This window comes from Polynucleobacter sp. HIN9, assembly GCF_030297635.1.
Classification (GTDB): domain Bacteria; phylum Pseudomonadota; class Gammaproteobacteria; order Burkholderiales; family Burkholderiaceae; genus Polynucleobacter.
The window spans coordinates 1,459,174-1,480,142 of record NZ_AP028140.1 but is presented as its reverse complement, the minus strand read 5'-3'; the positions used below and the strand labels follow the sequence as shown (position 1 = coordinate 1,480,142).

The window sequence follows — 20,969 nt, the reverse complement described above, 5'->3', positions numbered from 1 at the left end:
TAAGCCGCATAACACTTCGATCGCATCAAGTGCTCAGTTTGCAGAGTTGGGTAATGGCCAATCTCTGGCGAAGCCACAATCTCCTGGCCAACTCAGGCATTACCTGCAATTTTCGGACTTTAGTCGTGATGAGTATGAGTACTTATTTAGCCGCGCCGCTTGGTTAAAGGAGCGGTTTAAGCGCTACGAGACCTGGCATCCATTGCACGATCGCACGCTAGCCATGATCTTCGAAAAACATTCGACCCGCACTCGCCTTTCTTTTGAGGCGGGCGTTCATCAGTTGGGTGGGCATGCGGTTTACATGAATACGCGCGATACCCAATTAGGACGGGGCGAGCCGATTGAGGATGCTGCGCAAGTCATCTCGCGGATGACTGACATCATCATGATTCGGACCTTTGAGCAAGAGACGATTGAGCGCTTTGCTGCCAACTCGCGCGTTCCTGTCATGAATGGTTTGACCAATCAATATCATCCTTGCCAAGTATTAGCCGATGTATTTACCTATGTCGAGGCACGCGGACCGATTCAGGGGAAAACGGTTGCATGGGTTGGTGATGCGAACAATATGGCGTATACCTGGATTCAGGCGGCTGAGAAACTGGATTTTGAGTTCCGCTTCTCTGCCCCCGAGGGATATCAGTTGGAGCGCTCCCGCCTGCAACCATCTGCCTTTAACCATCTCGTCGTCTGCGCAGATCCAAAGGATGCGTGTAAGGGCGCTAATTTGGTCAGTACTGATGTGTGGACCAGCATGGGATATGAGGCTGAGAACGCAACGCGGATGGCGGCATTCAAGAACTGGATGGTGACCGAGCAGTTAATGGCATTGGCTCATCCCGACGCACTCTTTATGCATTGTTTGCCTGCACATCGTGGCGAGGAGGTTAGTGCTGGAGTGATTGATGGCCCCCAGAGTGTTGTTTGGGAGGAGGCTGAAAACCGGCTGCATGTCCAAAAGGCATTAATGGAGTTTTTGCTCTGCGGGCGCTTATAAAATCAAACCTCATCACTGCAGTGATTGCTTAACTTATTGAGATCGTAAAAACACTATGTCCGAAATTAAAAAAGCCGTACTGGCCTATTCTGGCGGCCTTGATACCAGCGTAATTCTGAAATGGCTTCAAGATACTTATGGCTGCGAGATCGTAACCTTCACCGCTGACTTGGGCCAAGGTGAGGAACTCGAACCTGCACGTGCTAAGGCGCTCAAATTCGGCATTAAGCCCGAGCACATCTTTATTGATGATCTGCGTGAAGAGTTTGTGCGTGACTTTGTGTTTCCAATGTTTCGGGCAAACACGATTTACGAGGGCGAATATTTACTGGGAACGTCGATCGCTCGCCCCCTAATTGCAAAACGTCAAATTGAGATCGCCCGTCAAGTAGGCGCAGATGCGGTATCCCACGGCGCTACCGGCAAAGGGAACGATCAAGTGCGGTTTGAACTTGGTTATTACGCGCTTGAACCTGGCATTAAGGTGATCGCTCCCTGGCGTGAGTGGGATTTACTTTCTAGGGAAAAACTTTTGGCCTATGCAGAAAAACATGGTATTCCTGTGGAAATGAAGCATAAGCAAGGGGGCGCTCCTTATTCCATGGATGCCAATTTGTTACACATTAGTTTTGAGGGACGGCATCTCGAGGATCCAAACGCAGAAGCAGAAGAGGCGATGTGGCGCTGGACCGTTTCCCCAGAGAAGGCCCCCGATCAAGCGCAGGTGATTGAAATCGAATTTAAGCAAGGTGACCCAGTCGCGATCAATGGAAAGTCTTTAAAGCCTCATGAATTACTCGCCGAGTTAAATCGACTGGGCGGTGCGCATGGCATTGGCCGATTGGATCTGGTCGAGAATCGTTTCGTCGGGATGAAGAGCCGGGGTTGCTATGAGACCCCTGGTGGAACGATTTTGCTCAAAGCGCATCGTGCGATTGAAAGTATTACCTTAGATCGTGAAGTCGCTCATCTTAAGGATGACCTGATGCCACGCTATGCAGCCTTGATCTATAACGGCTATTGGTGGTCGCCCGAGCGTCTGGCATTGCAGACCTTAATTGACCATACTCAGAAAACTGTGAATGGGGTTGTGCGCCTCAAGTTATACAAAGGCTCGGTCTCTGTGTTGGCACGTGATTCAGCCAATACTTTGTTTGATCAAACCATTGCAACCTTTGATGATGATGGCGGCGCATATAACCAAGCTGATGCTGGCGGTTTTATTAAACTCAATGCATTGCGGATGCGGATTGCTGAAATCGCAAAACGCAAACGCACAAAATAATTACCAAACTAGGAAAGAGTTGATATGCAGTTCGATGGCGTTTCAGTTGGCAAAAAGGCAAATGTTTATTTTGATGGGAAGTGTGTATCTCATACAGTCACACTACCCAATGGTGTCCGCAAATCAGTTGGGGTGATTTTGCCCAGTACCTTACGTTTTGACCTAAGCACCAAAGAGGTGATGGAAGTCATTGAAGGCAGCGCATATGTCAGCATCAATGGTCAGACCGAACAGGCCTTTGCTGCTGGACAATCATGGACGGTTGAGGCTGGTGGATATTTTGTGATTCGTGCTGAGCAACCGGTGCATTACGTGTGCCACTTTGGTTAGTTGCTAGCGTTTTGGTAGGCCTGTAATCACCGTGCCGGGCCCAAGAGCCCGTTGCGCAAACCATTTCTGATTCATTTCGAGAGCGAACCGAACCGGCGCCCGGGGGCAATGGTTATTCTGGGTTTCGGGCTCCATATCGGAAAGATTCACAATCTTGCCATCATCATCAATAAACGCGATGGTTAGTGGCAACTTCGTATTACGCATCCAAAAGCAATGAATGGCCTTTTCTGGAAAAACAAAGAGCATCCCAGCATTGGTGGGCATAAATGTTCGGTACATCAAGCCAGTTTGTCGTGCTGCTGGAGTGTCAGCGAGTTCGGCCTCAATTCGGTGCATTCCGGCCTTGAGCTCAATGATTGGCAGGGAGGAGCCTTGGGCAACGGCATTTTCTGTGGGGATGAAGAAAAAACAAGCCGCCAGAATGGTCAAGTATTTGCGGATCATAGGGCCAGGGGAATTAAAATAGTGCATTTTCAGGAATAGGCAGTTTTGCCTCATGCGAAAATACCATATTCGTTAAACGGAGAAAAGCATTATGTATAAGCACATTAAAGTCCCAGCTGGTGAAAAAATTACGGTTAATCCAGATTTTTCAATCAATGTTCCTAATAACCCCATTATTCCGTTTATCGAGGGGGATGGTACTGGGATGGACATCACTCCGGTGATGATTAAGGTGGTCGACGCCGCAGTTGAGAAGGCTTATGGCGGCAAGCGCAAGATTTCCTGGATGGAGGTCTATGCTGGAGAAAAATCTACTAAGGTTTATGGTCCAGATGTTTGGATGCCTGATGAGACCCTCGACGCGGTTAAAGAATACGTTGTATCCATTAAGGGACCGCTTACCACCCCCGTTGGCGGCGGTATTCGTTCTTTGAACGTTGCCTTACGTCAATCACTTGATTTGTATGTTTGCTTGCGTCCAGTGCGATATTTCAAAGGGGTGCCCTCTCCTGTGCGCGAGCCCGAGAAGACCGATATGGTGATCTTCCGCGAGAACTCTGAAGATATTTATGCGGGTATTGAGTGGGAAGCCGGTACTGAAGGCGCTAAAAAAATGGTTGATTTCTTGATTAAAGAAATGGGCGTGAAAAAGATTCGTTTTCCAGAGTCCTCCAGTATTGGTATCAAGCCCGTATCACGCGAGGGTACACAGCGTTTGGTGCGCAAAGCCTTCCAGTACGCAATCGATAATGACAAGCCTTCTGTCACCTTGGTTCACAAGGGCAACATCATGAAATTTACCGAAGGGGGTTTCCGTGATTGGGGCTACGAGCTTGCCATGAAAGAATTTGGAGCGCAACTGGTTGATGGTGGCCCATGGTGTAAGTTTAAGAATCCAAAAACCGGTAAAGACATCATTGTTAAGGATGTGATTGCCGATGCCTTCTTGCAGCAGATCTTATTGCGCCCCAATGAGTACAGTGTGATTGCAACCTTGAACCTCAATGGCGACTACATCTCGGACGCCCTCGCTGCCCAAGTTGGCGGAATTGGTATTGCGCCAGGCGCCAATATGTCTGACAGCATTGCAATGTTTGAGGCCACTCACGGTACCGCCCCCAAATATGCTGGCAAAGATTACGTCAATCCTGGCTCTGAGATCTTATCTGCTGAGATGATGCTGCGTCATTTGGGCTGGACCGAAGCTGCTGATCTCATCATTTCCTCGATGGAAAAAGCGATTCTTTCGAAGAAGGTCACCTATGACTTTGCACGTTTATTACCAGGGTCGACCCAAGTTTCGTGCTCGGGATTTGGTCAAGTGATGATTGACAATATGTGATTCGTAAGAATCCCAAAAGAAAAACCCCAGGTTGAAGCCTGGGGTTTTTACTTGGGATCAGCTAGTGATCAGGCAGCTTGAATATTGGTTGCCTGTTTACCTTTTGGGCCTTGAGTAATGTCAAACGTTACTTTTTGACCTTCTTTGAGGGTTTTAAAGCCGCTCATCGTGATTGCACTAAAGTGTGCAAACAACTCTTCTTCTCCGTCATCCGGTTTGATAAAACCGAAACCTTTTGCATCATTAAACCACTTAACAACTCCGGTCGCCATGCGAACTCCATTACAAAAATCTAAAGACAACCGTGAAGAGGGGAAATACCTTTTGATCAGTCTTACTCCGCAACACGCCTAATGCAGGTAAATCTCAAACGAGAAAAACACCACAGGATTGATTGTTTGCCCTTTTTGAGGGGGTGTCAAGGAAATATGACTCAATATCACTAGGAAAAACCCTTTTTTTTCATAAAAACGACCCAATATGACAAATATGCCTTGATTTTGAATGGTTTTCGTCAGATGAAAACTTGATTTGCGTGGATTTATTGCAGAGTTTTGTGGTGTGGTTAGAATGTTTCTCATGAGTCGTAATTCCAAAACATCCCCCGGAGGAAGCCCAGTCACCCCATTTAAGGAAGACACGGTTTTGTTGGAACGGCAGGCCGAAAAGGTCAAGGTGCCGGCCATGTACAAAGTGATGTTGTTAAACGACGACTACACACCGATGGAATTTGTGGTGATGGTGATTCAGGAATACTTTAATAAAGATCAAGAGACAGCAACTCGCATCATGTTGCAAGTGCATCTGGCAGGAAAAGGCGTCTGCGGTATCTATACCCGCGATGTGGCCTCGACCAAGGTCCATCAAGTCATAGAACGTTCCCGTGAAGCGGGTCACCCATTGCAGTGCACTATGGAGGAAGCATGATTGCTCAAGAACTGGAAGTAAGTTTGCATATGGCTTTTGTGGACGCTCGCGCAGCGCGCCACGAGTTCATTACGGTTGAGCACTTGCTGTCCGCGTTATTGGATAACGCCACCTCGGTCGAGGTTCTGAAGGCCTGTGCGGTCAATATTGCAGAGTTGCGTTCCCAGCTGAAAAATTTTATTAATGACAACACCCCGGTGGTTCCTGGAACGGAAGAGGTCGATACTCAGCCAACGCTTGGATTCCAGAGGGTGATTCAGCGTGCCATCATGCATGTACAGTCGACCTCAAATGGCAAAAAAGAGGTGACTGGTGCTAATGTATTAGTGGCTATCTTTGGTGAGAAGGATTCGCATGCAGTGTATTTCTTGCAACAGCAAGGGGTAACCCGCTTGGACGTGGTGAACTTTATCAGTCACGGTGTTCGTAAAGACAACACGGAACCCGCAAAAGCAGCTGAGGCGAGCCCTGATACTGATGAGGCTGCAAGCAGCGGCAAAGAAAGTCCGCTTGATCAATTTACCCAAAACCTGAACGCGATGGCGCGTCAGGGCAAGATCGATCCATTAATTGGTCGTGAGGGCGAGGTCGAGCGAGTCATTCAGGTTTTATGTCGGCGACGTAAAAACAATCCTCTTTTGGTGGGTGAGGCTGGTGTTGGTAAGACCGCGATTGCGGAGGGCCTGGCCTGGAGAATCACAAAGGGTGAGGTTCCAGAGATTTTGGCAAATGCGACGGTTTACTCCTTGGATATGGGCGCATTACTGGCGGGGACAAAATACCGCGGTGATTTTGAGCAGCGACTCAAAAGTGTCCTGAAGTCCTTAAAAGATAATCCCCATGGCATCCTCTTTATCGATGAGATTCATACCTTGATTGGTGCCGGTGCTGCCTCTGGCGGAACCTTGGATGCGAGCAATCTGTTAAAGCCAGCACTGTCGAGTGGTACGCTCAAATGCATTGGTGCAACCACCTTTACTGAGTACCGTGGCATCTTCGAAAAGGATGCAGCCCTATCGCGGCGCTTCCAAAAAGTCGACGTGGTAGAGCCGACCGTGGATCAAACCGTGCAAATTCTGCGTGGCTTGAAGTCACGCTTTGAGGAGCACCATGGTGTCAAGTATGCAGCTGCTGCACTTGTAGCCGCTGCTGAATTGTCATCGCGATACATTAATGATCGCCATTTGCCCGATAAGGCGATTGATGTGATTGATGAGGCAGGCGCTGCTCAGCGCATCCTCCCCAAATCAAAGCAGAAGAAAACCATTAACCGCCAAGAGATTGAAGAAATTGTGGCGAAGATTGCACGCATCCCACCGCAATCGGTATCGGTGGATGATCGCAGCAAGCTACAGACCTTGGATCGCGATATTAAGAGCGTCGTCTTCGGTCAAGACCCGGCAATTGAGGCGCTTGCTAGTGCCATTAAGATGACTCGTGCTGGCTTGGGTAAGGTTGATCGGCCAATCGGCTCCTTCCTATTTTCAGGTCCCACCGGAGTCGGTAAGACCGAGGTTGCGAAGCAGTTGGCCTTCATCATGGGTATTGAGCTGCTCCGTTTTGATATGTCGGAATACATGGAGCGCCATGCGGTAAGCCGTTTGATTGGAGCGCCTCCTGGCTATGTTGGTTTTGATCAAGGTGGATTATTAACCGAAGCCGTCTCAAAGAAACCGCATTGCGTTTTGTTGCTCGATGAAATTGAGAAGGCGCATCCAGACATTTTCAATATCCTCTTACAAGTGATGGATCACGGCACCTTAACCGATAACAACGGACGGAAGACAGATTTTCGTAATGTCATCATCATTATGACCACCAATGCGGGTGCAGAAGCGATGCAAAAGTCGACCATGGGCTTTACCAATGCGCGTGAGCAGGGTGATGAAATGGCAGACATCAAGAAGTTCTTCACCCCGGAGTTTAGAAACCGCTTAGATGCGATCGTGTCCTTTAAGGCTTTGGATGAGTCCATCATTATGCGTGTGGTGGATAAGTTCCTCATGCAGCTTGAAGAACAATTGCATGAGAAAAAAGTCGATGCGGTCTTTAGCCCCGCCTTACGTTCCTATTTGGCCAAGCATGGCTTTGATCCGCTTATGGGTGCGCGACCCATGCAGCGAATTATTCAGGATACAGTGCGTAAAGCCTTGGCCGACGAATTACTCTTTGGGCGCTTAGCCCATGGTGGTTCAGTGGTGGTGGATATTGATCAGGATGGCAAGGTGCAGCTTGAGATTCAATCCTCGAATCAGCCGCCGAGCAAACCAAGTAAGGCAAGCATCGAGCCAGTCGAAGAAATCTAAAGAAGTCTCTGGGCGCGGAGCTATCCGCGCCCAGTGCTACCGAAGCCACCCGTACCCCGGGTGCTACTCTCAAATTCAGTCACTACTTTCAGCTCCACTTGCTGTACTGGAACAATCACAAGTTGCGCTAATCGCTCCATCGGCTCCAACCGAAATGCAGTTGAGCCTCGGTTCCAAGCACTCACCATCAATTGACCTTGGTAATCCGAATCAATTAATCCAACGAGATTACCCAACACAATTCCGTGTTTATGACCGAGTCCTGAGCGCGGCAGAATCATCGCGGCGTAACGAGGATCTTCAATATAAATTGCCAGACCTGTTGGAATGAGCTCTGTTTGACCAGGGGCAAGCTCAATTGCGTTGTCAATGCAGGCACGTAAATCTAATCCAGCGCTTCCTGGGGTACCATAGCTAGGCATTTGCGAGCGCATCCGCTCATCGAGGATTTTGACTTGAAGAACTTGCACGATTGATAGTCCTCTTTAAGGTAAACGGGTGCCAACGATTGCAATGAGTTTTCTGGCGAGCTCTAGCTTGCTGGCGTGCCCTAGGTTTTTACTGCCTTTGTCGTCCACCACGAGAATTTCATTAGTATCAAGACCAAAGGTGGTGGGACCGATATTTCCTACAATCATTGGGATACCCTTGCGAATCCGTTTCTCTTTAGAGTGTTTACCCAAACGATCGGTTTCAGCAGCAAAGCCAACGCAGTATGGTTTTGATTTGCGCTTAGCCAACTTAGCCATATCGAGCAAGATATCGGGGTTCGAACGAAACTCTAAATGAAGTCCAGACTGCTCTTGACGCTTAATCTTTTGTGGGGCGCGATTGGCAATCGTCCAGTCAGCAACAGCAGCGACTGCGAAAAATACATCGCAATCGGCAGAGGCGAGCGTGGCACGATGCATCTCTTCACCGGTGATCACATTTGTCCGCTTAATCCGACCGGTGCTTTGCAAAGGAGTGGGTAAATCACAAGGGCCAGCGATGAGGTGAACTTCTGCACCCGCTTCAACAGCCGCTTGGGCAATCGCAAATCCCATTTTCCCCGAACTCAGATTGGTAATGCCACGGACTGGGTCGATAGCCTCAAATGTTGGACCGGCTGTAATGAGTACCCGTTTCCCACTTAAAACCTGCGGCTGAAAAAATGCAACTAGTTGCTCACATAGCTCAGAGGGCTCCAGCATCCGACCCATGCCAACTTCACCGCAGGCCTGGTCACCACTAGCAGGGCCAAGGATCGCGACGCCATCGTCTTGAAGTCGCTGGAGGCTTCGTTGGGTAGCAGGGTGAGCCCACATTTGCAGATTCATGGCGGGCGCAATTAATAGGGGGCAATCGCGTGCTAAGCACATCGTCGTTAGTAAATCATCCGCCAAACCAAGCGATAGTTTTGCCATGAGATCGGCGCTAGCAGGGGCAATCAAAATCGCATCGGCGTTACGGGATAGCTCAATGTGCGCCATATTATTGCTAATCCGTACATCCCATTGACTACTAAAGACCGGTTTGCCACTGAGGGCTTGCATGGTGACCGGCGTAATGAATTGCATGGCAGACTCTGACATCACTACTTGAACCTCGGCCCCCTCTTGAATCAGGGCGCGGACCAATTCAGCGGATTTATAGGCGGCAATTCCGCCGGAGATTCCTAAAACAATTTTTTTGTTTGCTAACGAGGTCATGCGCGGGTTCCAAATCGATTTGACTCTAGGGGCGGTCTTTAATGGCCCGTCGTATTTCGTTGATAACAATTAATGTAGCACCAATTGAGATGGCGCTATCGGCAATATTGAAGGCTGGCCAGTGCCAACCGTCATAGTGCACGTCAATAAAGTCAACTACAGCGCCATATAGCAAGCGATCGATGACGTTTCCGATGGCCCCACCAAGGATTAAGGAAAGGGCAAGACAAAACGGACGATCTTGGGTATTTTTCTGTAAGAGCCAAATAATCACAACGGCAGCAACAATCCCAATTACGGTAAAAAACCAGCGTTGCCAACCACCTGCCTGAGACAAAAAGGAGAAGGCGGCACCTGGGTTATAAATTAAGAACCAATTCAGAAAATCAGTAACCTTAATCGCCTGAGCCATCGGCAGACTCATTTGAGCCCACCACTTGGTGACTTGATCGGCAATCAATACTCCAAGGGCTAGCAGTAAATACCATTTGCTTGAGCCCTCTTGGTAAGATGCCTTGACCATATTTATGCGAACTGACGAAATTCACCAGCGCCATCAAGATTACTAATGCAGCGCCCACAGAGATCGGGATGGTTTGGATGGGATCCAGTATCGGCTGTGTGATGCCAGCAACGCGCACATTTTTGGTAGGCGCTTGGCTTCACTGTGATCTGAGTATTGCCATCGGCTGATAGCGCAACTTCTGATTTAGACGTAATCGTTACAAAGCGTAGATCCAGAGCAATCGATTGCAGTAGCTCATAATCAGTCGCACCCACTTGGATCAGCAACTCAGCTTGCAAGGAAGACCCAATCTTTCCGGCTTCACGTTCAAGCTCGATAGCTTTCGTAATGTCAGAGCGGATCTCACGAATGCGTTGCCATTTAGCAAGCAAGGATTGGGCGTCCTTGATTTCAGGAAAGGATCCAAATTCTTCGGTGAAGATCGATACGCTGTCGGCTGACTTGGCAAAGTGTGGGTAGCATTTCCAAGCCTCTTCAGCAGTGAAGCTGAGAAAGGGTGATAGCCATTTGAGTAAGTGTTGGCTAATATGAAATAAGGCGTTTTGAGCGGAGCGTCGACCCACTGAATTTGCGGGCATAGTGTAGAGACGATCTTTCAGAATATCTAAATAGAAGCCACCTAAGTCTTCAGAACAAAATGCCAATATTTTTGAGACCGCTGGATGAAATTCATAATCACGATAGTGTGCCTCAATCGTGTTTTGTAAGTCAGCTGCCAGCGCAACGCTATAGCGATCAATCTCTAGCCAATCGGAGGTAGGTAGATGATTTGTTTGTGGATCAAAATCTGCGAGATTCGCTAAGAGAAAGCGTAGGGTATTGCGAATGCGTCGATAGCTTTCAACGACCCGCTTCAAAATCTCATCCGAGATTGACATCTCTCCCGAGTAGTCGGTCGAGGCAACCCACAAGCGAATAATTTCAGCACCCAGTTTGTCAGCCACTTCTTGAGGCGCAATTACATTACCCACCGACTTACTCATTTTGCGACCTTGACCATCCACCGTAAAGCCATGGGTTAAGAGGGCACGATATGGGGGTTTACCATCGAGCATGGCACCCGTTAAGAGTGACGAATGAAACCAACCGCGATGTTGATCGGAGCCCTCTAAATAAAGATCAGCCCAACGACCTTCTGCACCCTCGGATTCCTGGCGATATAGAGTATTACGATGTGAACCACGCATCACATGCCAATGGGTGGTGCCCGAGTCAAACCACACATCCAGCGTGTCACGATTTTTCTCGTAGGCGCTTGCCTCATCGCCAATCAAACTTTCAACCGTTAGACTCTGCCAAGCCTCAATACCATTTTTTTCAACCAACTGAGCGACTTGCTCAAGCAGTTCTGGTGTGCGTGGGTGGGGCTCACCCGTTTCTTTATGAATTAAGAAAGCCATAGGCACGCCCCATTGCCGTTGACGTGAAAGTGTCCAATCGGGACGGTTGGCGATCATGCTGTGTAAGCGTTGCTTACCCCAAGCTGGATAGAAATTAGTACTCTCCACGCCTGCCAAAGCGGTTTCTCGTAATGAGGCCTTCTCATCAGCAGGTTTTTTATCCATGCTGGCAAACCATTGAGAGGTCGCACGGTAGACGATCGGAGTCTTATGTCGCCAGCAATGCATGTAGGAGTGCGTATAGGATTTATTCTTTAAAAGGCTGCCAGCCTCATCAAGCGCTTTCACAATGTTTGGATTGGCTTTCCAAATATATTGACCAGCAAAGAGCGGCAGGGAGGAGGCATACACACCATCGCCCATGACCGGATTGATAATGTCGTGATCAGCTAAGCCATGAGTCTTGCAGGACTTGAAGTCATCCTCACCATAGGCGGGGGCGCAATGCACTAGGCCTGTTCCGGTATCGAGTGTGACGTAATCAGCGCAGTAAATTGGTGCTAGGCGTTTGTATCCGGAGTCTAAATTCGCTAACGGATGCCAAAAGGAAATATTCTCAAGTGCTTTACCTTTACAACTTGCCAAAATCATTCCCTCTAGACCATATTGCTCTAAACAGTCCTTAACGCGATCTTTGGCTAACAATAGCAAGCGCTGATCGGTTTCAACTAGGGCATATTCAAGATCGGGGTGAACGTTTAAGGCTTGATTCGCTGGTAAGGTCCATGGGGTCGTGGTCCAAATCACCGCCATACCCGGTTTAGTGGGCAGTTCTTTTAAGCCAAATGCTTTAGCAAGTTGCGCATTCTGGTTGGTATCAAAGGCAAAACCAACATCAATCGCCGGATCCGTTTTATCTTGATATTCCACTTCCGCTTCCGCTAGGGCAGAACCGCAATCAAAGCACCAGTTCACCGGTTTTAGTCCGCGAAAGACATAACCCTTTTTCCAGATCTCGCCAAGCGCACGAATTTCATCGGCCTCATTTTGAAAATCCATAGTGAGGTAGGGCTGATCCCACTCACCAAGAACCCCTAAGCGTTGAAAATCTTTTTTCTGCTTTGCAACTTGAGCCTGCGCATATTCACGAGCTTTGGCTTGTACCTCAGCAGTAGGTAGGTTTTTGCCAAATTGTTTTTCAATTTGAATCTCAATGGGCATACCATGGCAATCCCAGCCTGGCACATAAATAGCGTCAAAGCCCATTAACCAGCGGGACTTGACGATCATATCTTTCAGAATCTTGTTGACCGCATGACCAATATGAATATCACCGTTGGCATAGGGGGGACCATCGTGCAAAATAAAACTGGGCTGCCCAGCATGAGCCTTGCGAATCGCCTCATAGACCTTATTGCGTTGCCACTCTTCCACCCATTTGGGTTCACGCTTGGGTAAATCACCGCGCATGGGAAAGCTGGTCTCAAGCAAATTGACCGGGTAGTTTGGGGATTTATCAGACATACAAATTTTTCTTTAGAAAGTATTGACGAGCCTTTTGGGCATCGTCTTGAATAGCAGCTTGTAGGGTGGTTAGGTCAGGGTATTTTCGTTCTTCATGCAATCGAGCTAGTAATTCTACGCAAACCACTTCTCCATAGATGGATTGGTCAAAATCAAAGATGTGGGTTTCTAAAAGGACCTGGCCGGTGCTCTCGACGGAAGGTCGCACTCCTATGCTTGAGACCGCAGGCAAAGGTCTCTCGCCCAAGCCATGCACTTGACTCACAAAAATACCACTCGTCACCGGTTTGGCATGCGGATGACGTGCGCAAACCGCTAAATTGATGGTGGGGAATCCAAGAGTGCGCCCCAGTTGCTTTCCATACAACACATGACCCGAAATTGAAAAAGGGCGTCCTAGTAGTTGTGTGGCACGCTGCATATCACCCTGATCAAGAGCTTGTCTTAGTAGTGAAGACGAGATTCGCTCTTCGCTCTCGAGAATGCTTGGGATGCGACTAACTTCAAAACCATACTGCTTACCGGCGGCCACCAAACTGTCAAAATTCCCTGCGCGTTTGGCGCCATAGCAAAAGTCATCACCAATGAGTATCCATTTGGTATTGAGCTTATCAATCAAGATGTTTTGTACAAACTCAGAGGGACTGAGTTGGGAGAAGGCTTGATTAAATTCTTCAATTGCAATCGTATCGACAGCACATTGCTTTAAGGCCATTAACTTATCGCGTAGATTTTGAATCCGGGGTGCCGCATCGTGCGGCGAAAAAAATTCTCGAGGGTGGGGCTCAAAGGTGAGTACACAAGGGCTTAGATGACGCGCGCGCGCACCCTCCACTAACTGCTGAAGTAATGCTTGATGACCGCGATGCACACCATCAAAGTTACCAATGGTTAGGGCGCATGGCGCTTGGGTCGGGGCGGGCTTAAGTCTTCGAAATACCTTCACAATTCGCTTTCAGGCTAGCCTTGAATTATATTGTTGGTCATGCATTCAATCGTTTCTTTAATTTCAGGGCGCGGCTCTAATTTCGAGGCAATTTACAAGGCCGCAAAAGCAAAATCATGGGATGTACGATTTACGGGCTTAATTGCAAATCAGCCCGAGGCCAAGGGGCTCGAGTTTGCGAAGTCAGTTGGCATTCCTATCGCGGTGATTGATCACCGGGACTATCCAAGCCGGGAAGCCTTTGACGAGGCATTGATGCAGCAAATTGATGCCTTTGGCGCAGATCTTGTGGTTTTGGCTGGCTTTATGAGAATCCTAACCCCAGGGCTCATTGAGCACTATGAGGGGCGCATGATGAATATTCACCCTTCCTTATTGCCACGTTTTCCTGGTTTGCATACCCATGAACGGGCCTTGGGGGCGGGAGATCGGGTGCATGGCGCCACAGTGCATTTTGTCAGCGCTGGCGTAGATGAGGGCCCGATTATTTGTCAAAGTGAGGTCCCTGTCCTACCCACCGATACCCCAAGTGAGTTAGCTGCTCGGGTTTTAAAGACGGAGCATCAAATCTATCCACTAGCCGTTGAGTGGTTTATTAATGGGCGTTTACATCTTGCAGGTAATCGAGTGAGTGTTGACCCACCTGAGTTACAGTACATTCCTTTCCCATAAGAACGGCGAGTTCATGACGCGATCCTCCTCTACCGCTTCAAAGCGGATTTCCAAAGAAAAGAAGTATGCGAAGAGTAAGGATGCCAAAGCGCCTGTACTGATTAATCCCCAAGGGCAAAAAAATTATTCGCATGCGAAGGCGTTGCCGCAGCACGTTTTGCATCTTGAGCAGTTGCTTCCTGAGTTATTGCAATTTGACCAACCAGCCGATCGGGTTGTTAGTCGTTACTTTCGTGCGCATCCCAAATTGGGCAATCGAGATCGCGCCCTAATTGCTGAGGCTGCGTTTTCTGTATTGCGTCGCAAGCAGGAGTTTTCTCAATTTGCAGCCAGTGGCTCTGGCTCCCTAGCCCGCCGTTTGGCCTTGCTGGGCTTGGTTTCAGCCTTATCTGAAGGGGGGCTTGGGACCGCAAATCGACTAGAGAGCGCACTCGCTGATTTGGCTTTTGTTATACAAAAGGAGGAGTACGAGTGGCTAAGTCGTTTTGGCCAAGTTGATCGTGATGCGCTGGGGCGATTGGTAAAACATAATTTGCCGGAATGGCTTTGGAACGCGATTGTTCAGTCTTTTGGTGAGGAAGAGGGCGGTCGTTTGGCTGAGTCTCTCATGAAGCCGGCACCACTGGATTTGCGTGTGAACACTTTAAAGACCTCGCGCGATCAATTACTGATGCAAATGAATCAAAGTGCGAATCGATTTGAGGCGCACCCAACGCCCTATTCCCAGGATGGAATCCGTATTTTTGGAAAACCCGCCCTACAAAGCTCGACCTGGATGAAGGATGGCTTGTTTGAGGTTCAGGATGAGGGTAGTCAAATCCTATGTCACTTGCTCGATCCCAAGCGTGGAGAAATGGTGGTTGATTTTTGTGCTGGAGCCGGCGGCAAGACTTTGGCCTTGGGTGCAATGATGCGTAATACCGGCCGCCTATATGCATTTGATACCTCTGAGCGACGCTTAGCCAACTTAAAACCACGTCTAGCTCGTAGTGGCCTATCCAATGTGCATCCTATGTGGATTGATAGTGAGAGAGACCCTAGAATCAAGCGTCTTGCAGGAAAAATTGACCGAGTCTTAGTGGATGCCCCCTGCAGCGGCTTGGGGACTTTGCGACGCAATCCCGACCTGAAGTGGCGCCAGACACCAGCTGAGATCGCTAAATTGGCCCCCACGCAACTAGCCATTTTGGAGTCGGCAGCTCGTTTGCTAAAACCAGGGGGTCGTCTGGTTTACGCCACCTGTAGCCTTTTAGATCAAGAAAATCAAGAGCTTGTAAACCTTTTCCTAGAAAAACACCCCGATTTTGAGCTTTTATCCGCCAAGGAGACCCTAGGACACCATTTTTTACATGATGGAATTCCGATTGGCACCAGTAAGGACAAGCCTTGGTGGCAACTTTTACCCTCACAGCACGGAACCGATGGATTTTTTGGGGCAATTATGCAGCGAAAGCCTTAAAATAAGGGGTTAAGAGCATGATCGCAGTTAATGAGGGAGATTTGTTTGGAGATGAGCGCCATTTCTAGTTTGCATGATGAATTAATTCAGTGGTTGGCCCACGGTTACTTGGACTGGGCTTGGTGGCAGATCGTGATCTTTACCCTGGTCATGACCCACATTACGATTGCTAGTGTTACGATTTTTTTACATCGTTGTCAGGCGCATCGAGCACTCGACCTTCACGCTATTCCCTCTCATTTCTTCCGGTTTTGGTTATGGCTCACTACTGGAATGGTAACTAAGGAGTGGGCCTCGGTTCATCGTAAACATCATGCGAAATGCGAGTCCGTTGAAGATCCACATAGTCCGCAAGTTTTAGGAATCGACACAGTTCTTTTGCGCGGTGCAGAACTCTACAAGGTAGAAGCTGCAAAGAAAGAGACACTGGAAAAATTTGGTCACGGTACTCCCGATGACTGGATTGAGCACAATCTCTATTCGCGCTTTACATGGCAAGGCGTTGGTCTCATGCTCATCATCGACCTATTTTTATTTGGTGCGATTGGCGCAACCGTTTGGGCTGTGCAAATGCTATGGATTCCGATTACCGCTGCAGGCGTCATTAATGGAATCGGCCACTATTGGGGATATCGGAACTACGACTGTGAAGATGCATCAACCAATATTGTGCCGTGGGGCATTTTGATTGGTGGAGAAGAGCTTCATAACAATCACCATACCTATGCAACGAGCGCCAAGTTATCAAACAAATGGTATGAGTTTGATATTGGCTGGGTTTACATTTGCGCTTTGCGCTCACTCGGTTTGGCAAAGGTCAAGAAAGTCCCGCCTAAGCCCGTTCTCGCAGAAGTTCGTCCCGCCGACGATCAAACTCTAGAAGCGATTATTGCCAATCGCTACGAGATCATGGCACGTTATAGCAAAACCCTAAAGCGCTGCATCGCAAATGAATTCCAGCACATGCAAGAATTTGCATCGCACCTGAAGGATGCACGTGATTGGCTTTATAAGGATGAAGCTAAATTGACTGCCCTTGAGAAAGAAAAGCTTGAGGAGCTCATGAAAACGAATTCTCAGTTACGCAAGATGATTGAGATGCGTCGTGAGTTGCATGCAATTTGGGGTCGCTCCAATGCTACTCGTGAGCAATTACTGGGACAGCTGCGTTCATGGTGCAATCGAGCCGAAGAGGCTGGGCCACACTCCCTTAAGGAGTTTTCGCTTCGCTTGCGGCGCTACTCTAATCCAGCCTAATAAAAAACCCGTTCATATGAACGGGTTTTTAGTTTTGACGTTAAGACAAATTACTTAATCTTGGTTTCTTTATAAGCAACGTGCTTGCGAGCTTTTGGATCAAATTTCATGATCTCCATTTTCTCGGGTTTGGTGCGTTTGTTTTTGGTGGTAGTGTAAAAGTGACCAGTACCTGCGGTCGACTCTAACTTGATTTTCTCGCGTGCGCCTTTAGCCATGACTCAATCCTTAAACTTGACCACGGGCACGAAGATCTGCCAAAACAGAATCAATACCATTCTTGTCGATTAAACGAAGTCCAGCATTGGTTAAGCGAAGGCTAACCCAGCGATTTTCAGACTCAACCCAGAAACGACGATTTTGCAAATTAGGCAAAAAGCGACGCTTTGTTTTGTTATTTGCATGGGAAACATTATTGCCGACCATCGGCTTTTTCCCAGTGACTTGGCAAACTTTTGCCATGACACACTCCTTCAGTACGAAAAACATCGATTGTAGCAGGCATCTGCTATTTGACGCTAGGGTTTCGTCAATATTCCAAATGCAACACGCTAATAAGTTAGTAAACACTCTCATTTAGGGGCTTTTCTATAAGGCCCGCATCCGAAAATGAGAAAAAACCGTGCTTTGCCACGATGCAATGGTCGAGGAGTGCAATATTGACCCAGTGGAGTGCTTGCCTCAGTTCATGGGTAATGGCCTCATCATTGGGGCTGGGAAGTGGGTTGCCCCCCGGGTGGTTGTGGGCAATCACCAAGGCGCTGGCATTGCGATTGAGGCATTCTTTAATGATTTCTCGGGGGTAAATGGCCGTTTGATCAATCGATCCCCGAAATAGCTCTTGGCACTCTATCAAACGATTACTGTTATCTAAGTACAGGCAAAGAAATACCTCGTGCTCCAGCCTGGCAATTTTGGTTTGCAAAAACTCCCTGACTTGGGTTGAGGATGAGAATATTGCTTGCTGAGAGAGGCTTTCATGAAGACAGCGTTTCACCAGCTCATAGGCAGCTTTGATTTGAGCCCATTTTGAAGGCCCTATTCCATGGCAGCGGTAAATATCAGAGACAGGCGCATTCACGAGGCCTTGCATCCCTCCAAATTGACTGAGCAGATCCTGGGCTAAAGAAACAGCGCTTTTACCTTTAACCCCAGAACGCAGAAAAATGGCTAAGAGCTCAGCATCGGATAGGGAGGCGGCGCCTTGGCGGATTAATTTCTCACGGGGCTGTTGTGCTTTTGGCCATTGCGAGATTGGGTGATTCTGTGTCTCTCTGGCTACAATGGCAGCATGAGTGAGCCTACCGTTTCCCCCGATTCTTTCTTGACCATCAACTATCGATTGACCCTCCCTGGCGGGGAGGATTACATCAACACCTTCGACGATCGGCCGGCGACGATGCAATTGGGTACGGGTCAATTCGCCCCCTGTTTTGAAAAGGTTTTGTTGGGAGCAAAAGTGGGTGAAAAGCGCTCAGCTGTTCTAAGCCCACAGGACGCGTTTGGGGAGCACAAGCCAGAGCTCATCCAGTGGGTGGGTATGGATGTATTGTTAGCCAATACCGATGAAGTTCCGGAATTTGCCCCGGGCGATATGATTGAATTTAATGCGCCTAGCGGTGCACAATATGCAGGCGTATTGCAATCCATTAATGAAGAGGGTGCATGGTTTGATTTCAACCATCCCTTAGCAGGTAAGCAGTTAAGTTTTGAAGCAGAAATTATTGCCATTTTGTAATCAAGATCCATGCAAAGCAATCCATTACCGTCTGAAAGTGATGAAATACTCTTGGCGCAGCCCAGGGGGTTTTGTGCGGGCGTCGATCGAGCGATCAATATCGTGAATGAGGCGCTTAGTCGCTTTGGCGCACCGATTTATGTGCGTCATGAAATCGTGCACAACAAATACGTGGTTGATGAGTTGCGCGCGAAAGGTGCGATTTTTGTGGACGAGATTGATGAAATTCCACGTGGAGCGATTGTGATCTACAGTGCTCATGGGGTTTCTCAGCAGGTTCGCCAAGACGCCGCCGAGCGCGGCTTGCAAGTCTATGACGCAACCTGCCCTTTGGTTACCAAAGTGCACGTTGAAGTGGTGAAGTTGTGCAAAGATGGGTTTACGGTATTCATGATCGGTCATGCTGGCCACCCAGAGGTTGAGGGAACCATGGGGCAGGTCGAGAGTGGCATCTTCCTGATTGAGAATTTGGAGGATGTGGAGAAACTCAATTTTTCAGCTGACGAGCGTTTGGCATTTGTAACCCAAACGACCCTATCGGTTGATGAGACCAAAGAAATTGTGAATGCGCTCACCAAAAAATTCCCTAAAATTATTCAACCGAAGAAGCAGGACATTTGTTACGCCACTCAAAATCGACAAGATGCAGTGAAATTTATGGCGCCCCAAGTTCAATTGGTGATTGTCGTGGGAAGTCAGGCGAGCTCGAACTCTAATCGTCTGCGCGAATTAGCTGAAAAATTAGGCGTACCGGCCTACATGGTCGATGCTCCCGATCAACTTCGCCCCGAATGGTTTGAGGGCAAGAAGCGAGTTGGTTTAACCGCAGGCGCATCAGCGCCAGAGAGTCTTGCGCAAGCAATCGTGGCTCGGATTCAAGAGTTTGGCCCACGTCAAATTCGATCTTTAGATGGGGTTGTGGAGGATGTCACTTTCTCCTTACCAAAAAATCTGACGCATCCCGTTTAATTCTGATGACTGTTTAACTTGGAGGATTTGCTCATGAAACCATATCAAAAGGTGTTTTCATATAGCGTGCTTTCGCTTACGACGGTGGGCTTGTTAGTTGCCTGCGGCGGTAAGGCAAATGATGGTGAGGTGAAGATCGGTCATGTGGCTCCACTGACTGGATCGATTGCTCATATGGGTAAGCAAAATGAAAACGGTGCTGTTCTGGCAGTTGAGGAGCTCAATAAAGCTGGACTGATGATCAATGGTAAGAAGGTGGTGCTGAAGTTAGTGCCAGAAGATGATGCAGCAGACCCTAAAACAGCCACCCAGGTTGCTCAAAAATTAGTTGATGCAAAAGTCGTCGCAGTCGTAGGACACTTAAATTCGGGGACTACGATCCCAGCTTCGAAGATTTACCATGATGCTGGTATCACTCAAATTTCTCCATCGGCAACCAACCCTGAATACACCAAGCAGGGCTTTAAAACCGCCTATCGTTTAGTGGCGACCGATGCACAACAGGGCCCAGCTCTAGCTGATTATGTGGCCAAGAATTTAAAAGCAAAAGTGGTGGCAATCATTGATGACTCGACCCAATATGGCAAGGGTCTCGCAGATGAGTTTGAGAAAACAGTGAAAGCTGCTGGTATCAAGGTATTGCCACGTGAGGCAACCAATGACAAGGCAACTGACTTTAAGGCCATTCTCACCAAGGTGAAGGGGGGTAAGCCCGATGTCATCATGTATGGCGGAATGGATGCCACGGGCGGCCCTTTAGCCAAGCAAGCCAAGGAATTGGGAATCAAAGCGAAGATCGTGGGCGGCGATGGAATTTGTACTGATAAATTGGCTGAGTTAGCTGGCGATGCAATCAATAATGTGGTTTGTTCAGAAGCTGCGATGACCCTCTCAAAAATGGAAGCAGGGCCCGAGTTCCAGAAAAAATATAAAGAGCGCTTCAATATTGATGTCGATATCTATGCACCATTTTCCTATGATGCGGTTTATGTGATTGTCGATGCGATGAAGCGTGCTAACTCAGTTGAGCCAGCCAAGATCTTAGCCGCGATGCCTCAAACACAGATGAAGGGTTTGATTGGCAATATTGCATTTAATAATCAGGGTGATCTCAAGGAAAGCGTGATCACCTTATACGATTACAAGGATAAGAAGAAGTCAGTCCTCGAAATTATTAAGATGCAGTAATTTGATAAGCACCCAGCGCGGT

The 20,969-nt window shown here is 48.3% G+C and carries 22 protein-coding genes; 12 read left to right on the top strand and 10 right to left on the bottom strand.

Annotation, left to right across the window (positions count from 1 at the left end):
- The first annotated feature begins 64 nt into the window (after positions 1 to 64).
- Genes argF through ppnP form a run of 3 tightly spaced genes read left to right on the top strand, consistent with a single transcriptional unit; the run spans position 65 to position 2,615 of the window.
- On the top strand, positions 65 to 1,000 hold the full coding sequence (gene argF, locus QUE62_RS07420) for an ornithine carbamoyltransferase (protein WP_286262603.1): 936 nt from the start codon (positions 65 to 67) through the stop codon (positions 998 to 1,000).
- Between the two features lie 55 nt (positions 1,001 to 1,055).
- Positions 1,056 to 2,285, top strand: coding sequence for an argininosuccinate synthase (locus QUE62_RS07415; protein ID WP_286223431.1), 1,230 nt, complete (start codon positions 1,056 to 1,058; stop codon positions 2,283 to 2,285).
- A 24-nt stretch (positions 2,286 to 2,309) separates the two neighbouring features.
- Positions 2,310 to 2,615 carry a pyrimidine/purine nucleoside phosphorylase gene (gene ppnP, locus QUE62_RS07410; protein ID WP_286261319.1) on the top strand — a complete coding sequence of 102 codons (306 nt, stop codon included), beginning with the start codon at positions 2,310 to 2,312 and terminating at the stop codon, positions 2,613 to 2,615.
- A 3-nt stretch (positions 2,616 to 2,618) separates the two neighbouring features.
- On the opposite strand, the gene QUE62_RS07405 is transcribed toward ppnP, so the two are convergent.
- Positions 2,619 to 3,062, bottom strand: coding sequence for a DUF192 domain-containing protein (locus tag QUE62_RS07405; protein ID WP_286223429.1), 444 nt, complete (start codon positions 3,060 to 3,062; stop codon positions 2,619 to 2,621).
- A 91-nt stretch (positions 3,063 to 3,153) separates the two neighbouring features.
- On the opposite strand from QUE62_RS07405, the gene icd reads away from it, so the two are divergent.
- Positions 3,154 to 4,404: an NADP-dependent isocitrate dehydrogenase gene (gene icd, locus QUE62_RS07400; protein WP_286225159.1), complete on the top strand. Its 1,251-nt coding sequence runs from the start codon at positions 3,154 to 3,156 to the stop codon at positions 4,402 to 4,404.
- A 68-nt stretch (positions 4,405 to 4,472) separates the two neighbouring features.
- Here the strand turns inward: icd and QUE62_RS07395 are convergent, their stop codons facing one another.
- Positions 4,473 to 4,676 (bottom strand): cold-shock protein, encoded by a 204-nt coding sequence (locus QUE62_RS07395; RefSeq protein ID WP_108508961.1) that lies wholly within the window; start codon positions 4,674 to 4,676, stop codon positions 4,473 to 4,475.
- Positions 4,677 to 4,983: 307 nt separating this feature from the next.
- Here QUE62_RS07395 and clpS point away from each other — a divergent pair, with 307 nt between their 5' ends.
- Together clpS and clpA are read left to right on the top strand one after the other, a co-directional pair.
- Complete coding sequence (gene clpS / locus QUE62_RS07390; RefSeq protein WP_458574823.1) at positions 4,984 to 5,331, top strand: ATP-dependent Clp protease adapter ClpS; 348 nt, start codon at positions 4,984 to 4,986, stop codon at positions 5,329 to 5,331.
- Complete coding sequence (clpA, locus tag QUE62_RS07385; protein ID WP_286261317.1) at positions 5,328 to 7,637, top strand: ATP-dependent Clp protease ATP-binding subunit ClpA; 2,310 nt, start codon at positions 5,328 to 5,330, stop codon at positions 7,635 to 7,637. Before clpS ends, clpA begins: the two co-directional genes overlap by 4 nt.
- A gap of 20 nt (positions 7,638 to 7,657) precedes the next feature.
- Here the strand turns inward: clpA and dut are convergent, their stop codons facing one another.
- From dut to QUE62_RS07360, 5 genes are read right to left on the bottom strand one after another with little or no spacing between them, the layout of a single operon-like run.
- A complete protein-coding gene (gene dut, locus QUE62_RS07380; protein WP_286225157.1) occupies positions 7,658 to 8,107 on the bottom strand; it encodes a dUTP diphosphatase in 450 nt (149 codons plus the stop codon).
- Positions 8,108 to 8,122: 15 nt separating this feature from the next.
- Entirely contained in the window at positions 8,123 to 9,328 is a 1,206-nt protein-coding gene (coaBC, locus tag QUE62_RS07375; protein WP_286261316.1) for a bifunctional phosphopantothenoylcysteine decarboxylase/phosphopantothenate--cysteine ligase CoaBC, read from the bottom strand.
- Between the two features lie 25 nt (positions 9,329 to 9,353).
- A complete protein-coding gene (lspA, locus tag QUE62_RS07370; RefSeq protein WP_286223424.1) occupies positions 9,354 to 9,851 on the bottom strand; it encodes a signal peptidase II in 498 nt (165 codons plus the stop codon).
- A gap of 2 nt (positions 9,852 to 9,853) precedes the next feature.
- Positions 9,854 to 12,718 carry an isoleucine--tRNA ligase gene (gene ileS / locus QUE62_RS07365; RefSeq protein ID WP_286261315.1) on the bottom strand — a complete coding sequence of 955 codons (2,865 nt, stop codon included), beginning with the start codon at positions 12,716 to 12,718 and terminating at the stop codon, positions 9,854 to 9,856.
- Positions 12,711 to 13,664 carry a bifunctional riboflavin kinase/FAD synthetase gene (locus QUE62_RS07360; RefSeq protein WP_286261314.1) on the bottom strand — a complete coding sequence of 318 codons (954 nt, stop codon included), beginning with the start codon at positions 13,662 to 13,664 and terminating at the stop codon, positions 12,711 to 12,713. Before QUE62_RS07360 ends, ileS begins: the two co-directional genes overlap by 8 nt.
- A 39-nt stretch (positions 13,665 to 13,703) precedes the next feature.
- Between QUE62_RS07360 and purN the strand changes: the two genes are divergently transcribed.
- From purN to QUE62_RS07345, 3 genes are read left to right on the top strand one after another with little or no spacing between them, the layout of a single operon-like run.
- Complete coding sequence (gene purN, locus QUE62_RS07355) at positions 13,704 to 14,336, top strand: phosphoribosylglycinamide formyltransferase (RefSeq protein ID WP_286261313.1); 633 nt, start codon at positions 13,704 to 13,706, stop codon at positions 14,334 to 14,336.
- A 13-nt stretch (positions 14,337 to 14,349) separates the two neighbouring features.
- The gene (locus QUE62_RS07350) at positions 14,350 to 15,795 is read left to right on the top strand and encodes an RsmB/NOP family class I SAM-dependent RNA methyltransferase (RefSeq protein ID WP_286261312.1); all 1,446 of its coding nucleotides are present in this window, start codon (positions 14,350 to 14,352) and stop codon (positions 15,793 to 15,795) included.
- A 51-nt stretch (positions 15,796 to 15,846) separates the two neighbouring features.
- Positions 15,847 to 17,052: a DesA family fatty acid desaturase gene (locus QUE62_RS07345; RefSeq protein ID WP_286261311.1), complete on the top strand. Its 1,206-nt coding sequence runs from the start codon at positions 15,847 to 15,849 to the stop codon at positions 17,050 to 17,052.
- Between the two features lie 50 nt (positions 17,053 to 17,102).
- Here QUE62_RS07345 and rpmG read toward each other — a convergent pair whose 3' ends face one another.
- The 3 genes from rpmG to radC form a co-directional block, all read right to left on the bottom strand.
- Positions 17,103 to 17,270: a 50S ribosomal protein L33 gene (rpmG, locus tag QUE62_RS07340; protein ID WP_108508949.1), complete on the bottom strand. Its 168-nt coding sequence runs from the start codon at positions 17,268 to 17,270 to the stop codon at positions 17,103 to 17,105.
- 10 nt (positions 17,271 to 17,280) lie between these two features.
- A complete protein-coding gene (rpmB, locus tag QUE62_RS07335) occupies positions 17,281 to 17,514 on the bottom strand; it encodes a 50S ribosomal protein L28 (protein WP_108508948.1) in 234 nt (77 codons plus the stop codon).
- Between the two features lie 97 nt (positions 17,515 to 17,611).
- Positions 17,612 to 18,472: a RadC family protein gene (gene radC, locus QUE62_RS07330; RefSeq protein ID WP_353506764.1), complete on the bottom strand. Its 861-nt coding sequence runs from the start codon at positions 18,470 to 18,472 to the stop codon at positions 17,612 to 17,614.
- On the opposite strand from radC, the gene QUE62_RS07325 reads away from it, so the two are divergent.
- From QUE62_RS07325 to QUE62_RS07315, 3 genes are read left to right on the top strand one after another with little or no spacing between them, the layout of a single operon-like run.
- Complete coding sequence (locus tag QUE62_RS07325; RefSeq protein WP_353506763.1) at positions 18,377 to 18,790, top strand: FKBP-type peptidyl-prolyl cis-trans isomerase; 414 nt, start codon at positions 18,377 to 18,379, stop codon at positions 18,788 to 18,790. The genes radC and QUE62_RS07325 overlap by 96 nt on opposite strands.
- A gap of 9 nt (positions 18,791 to 18,799) precedes the next feature.
- The gene (gene ispH, locus QUE62_RS07320; protein WP_286225150.1) at positions 18,800 to 19,759 is read left to right on the top strand and encodes a 4-hydroxy-3-methylbut-2-enyl diphosphate reductase; all 960 of its coding nucleotides are present in this window, start codon (positions 18,800 to 18,802) and stop codon (positions 19,757 to 19,759) included.
- Positions 19,760 to 19,792: 33 nt separating this feature from the next.
- On the top strand, positions 19,793 to 20,947 hold the full coding sequence (locus QUE62_RS07315; RefSeq protein WP_286261310.1) for a branched-chain amino acid ABC transporter substrate-binding protein: 1,155 nt from the start codon (positions 19,793 to 19,795) through the stop codon (positions 20,945 to 20,947).
- Positions 20,948 to 20,969: the final 22 nt, after the last annotated feature.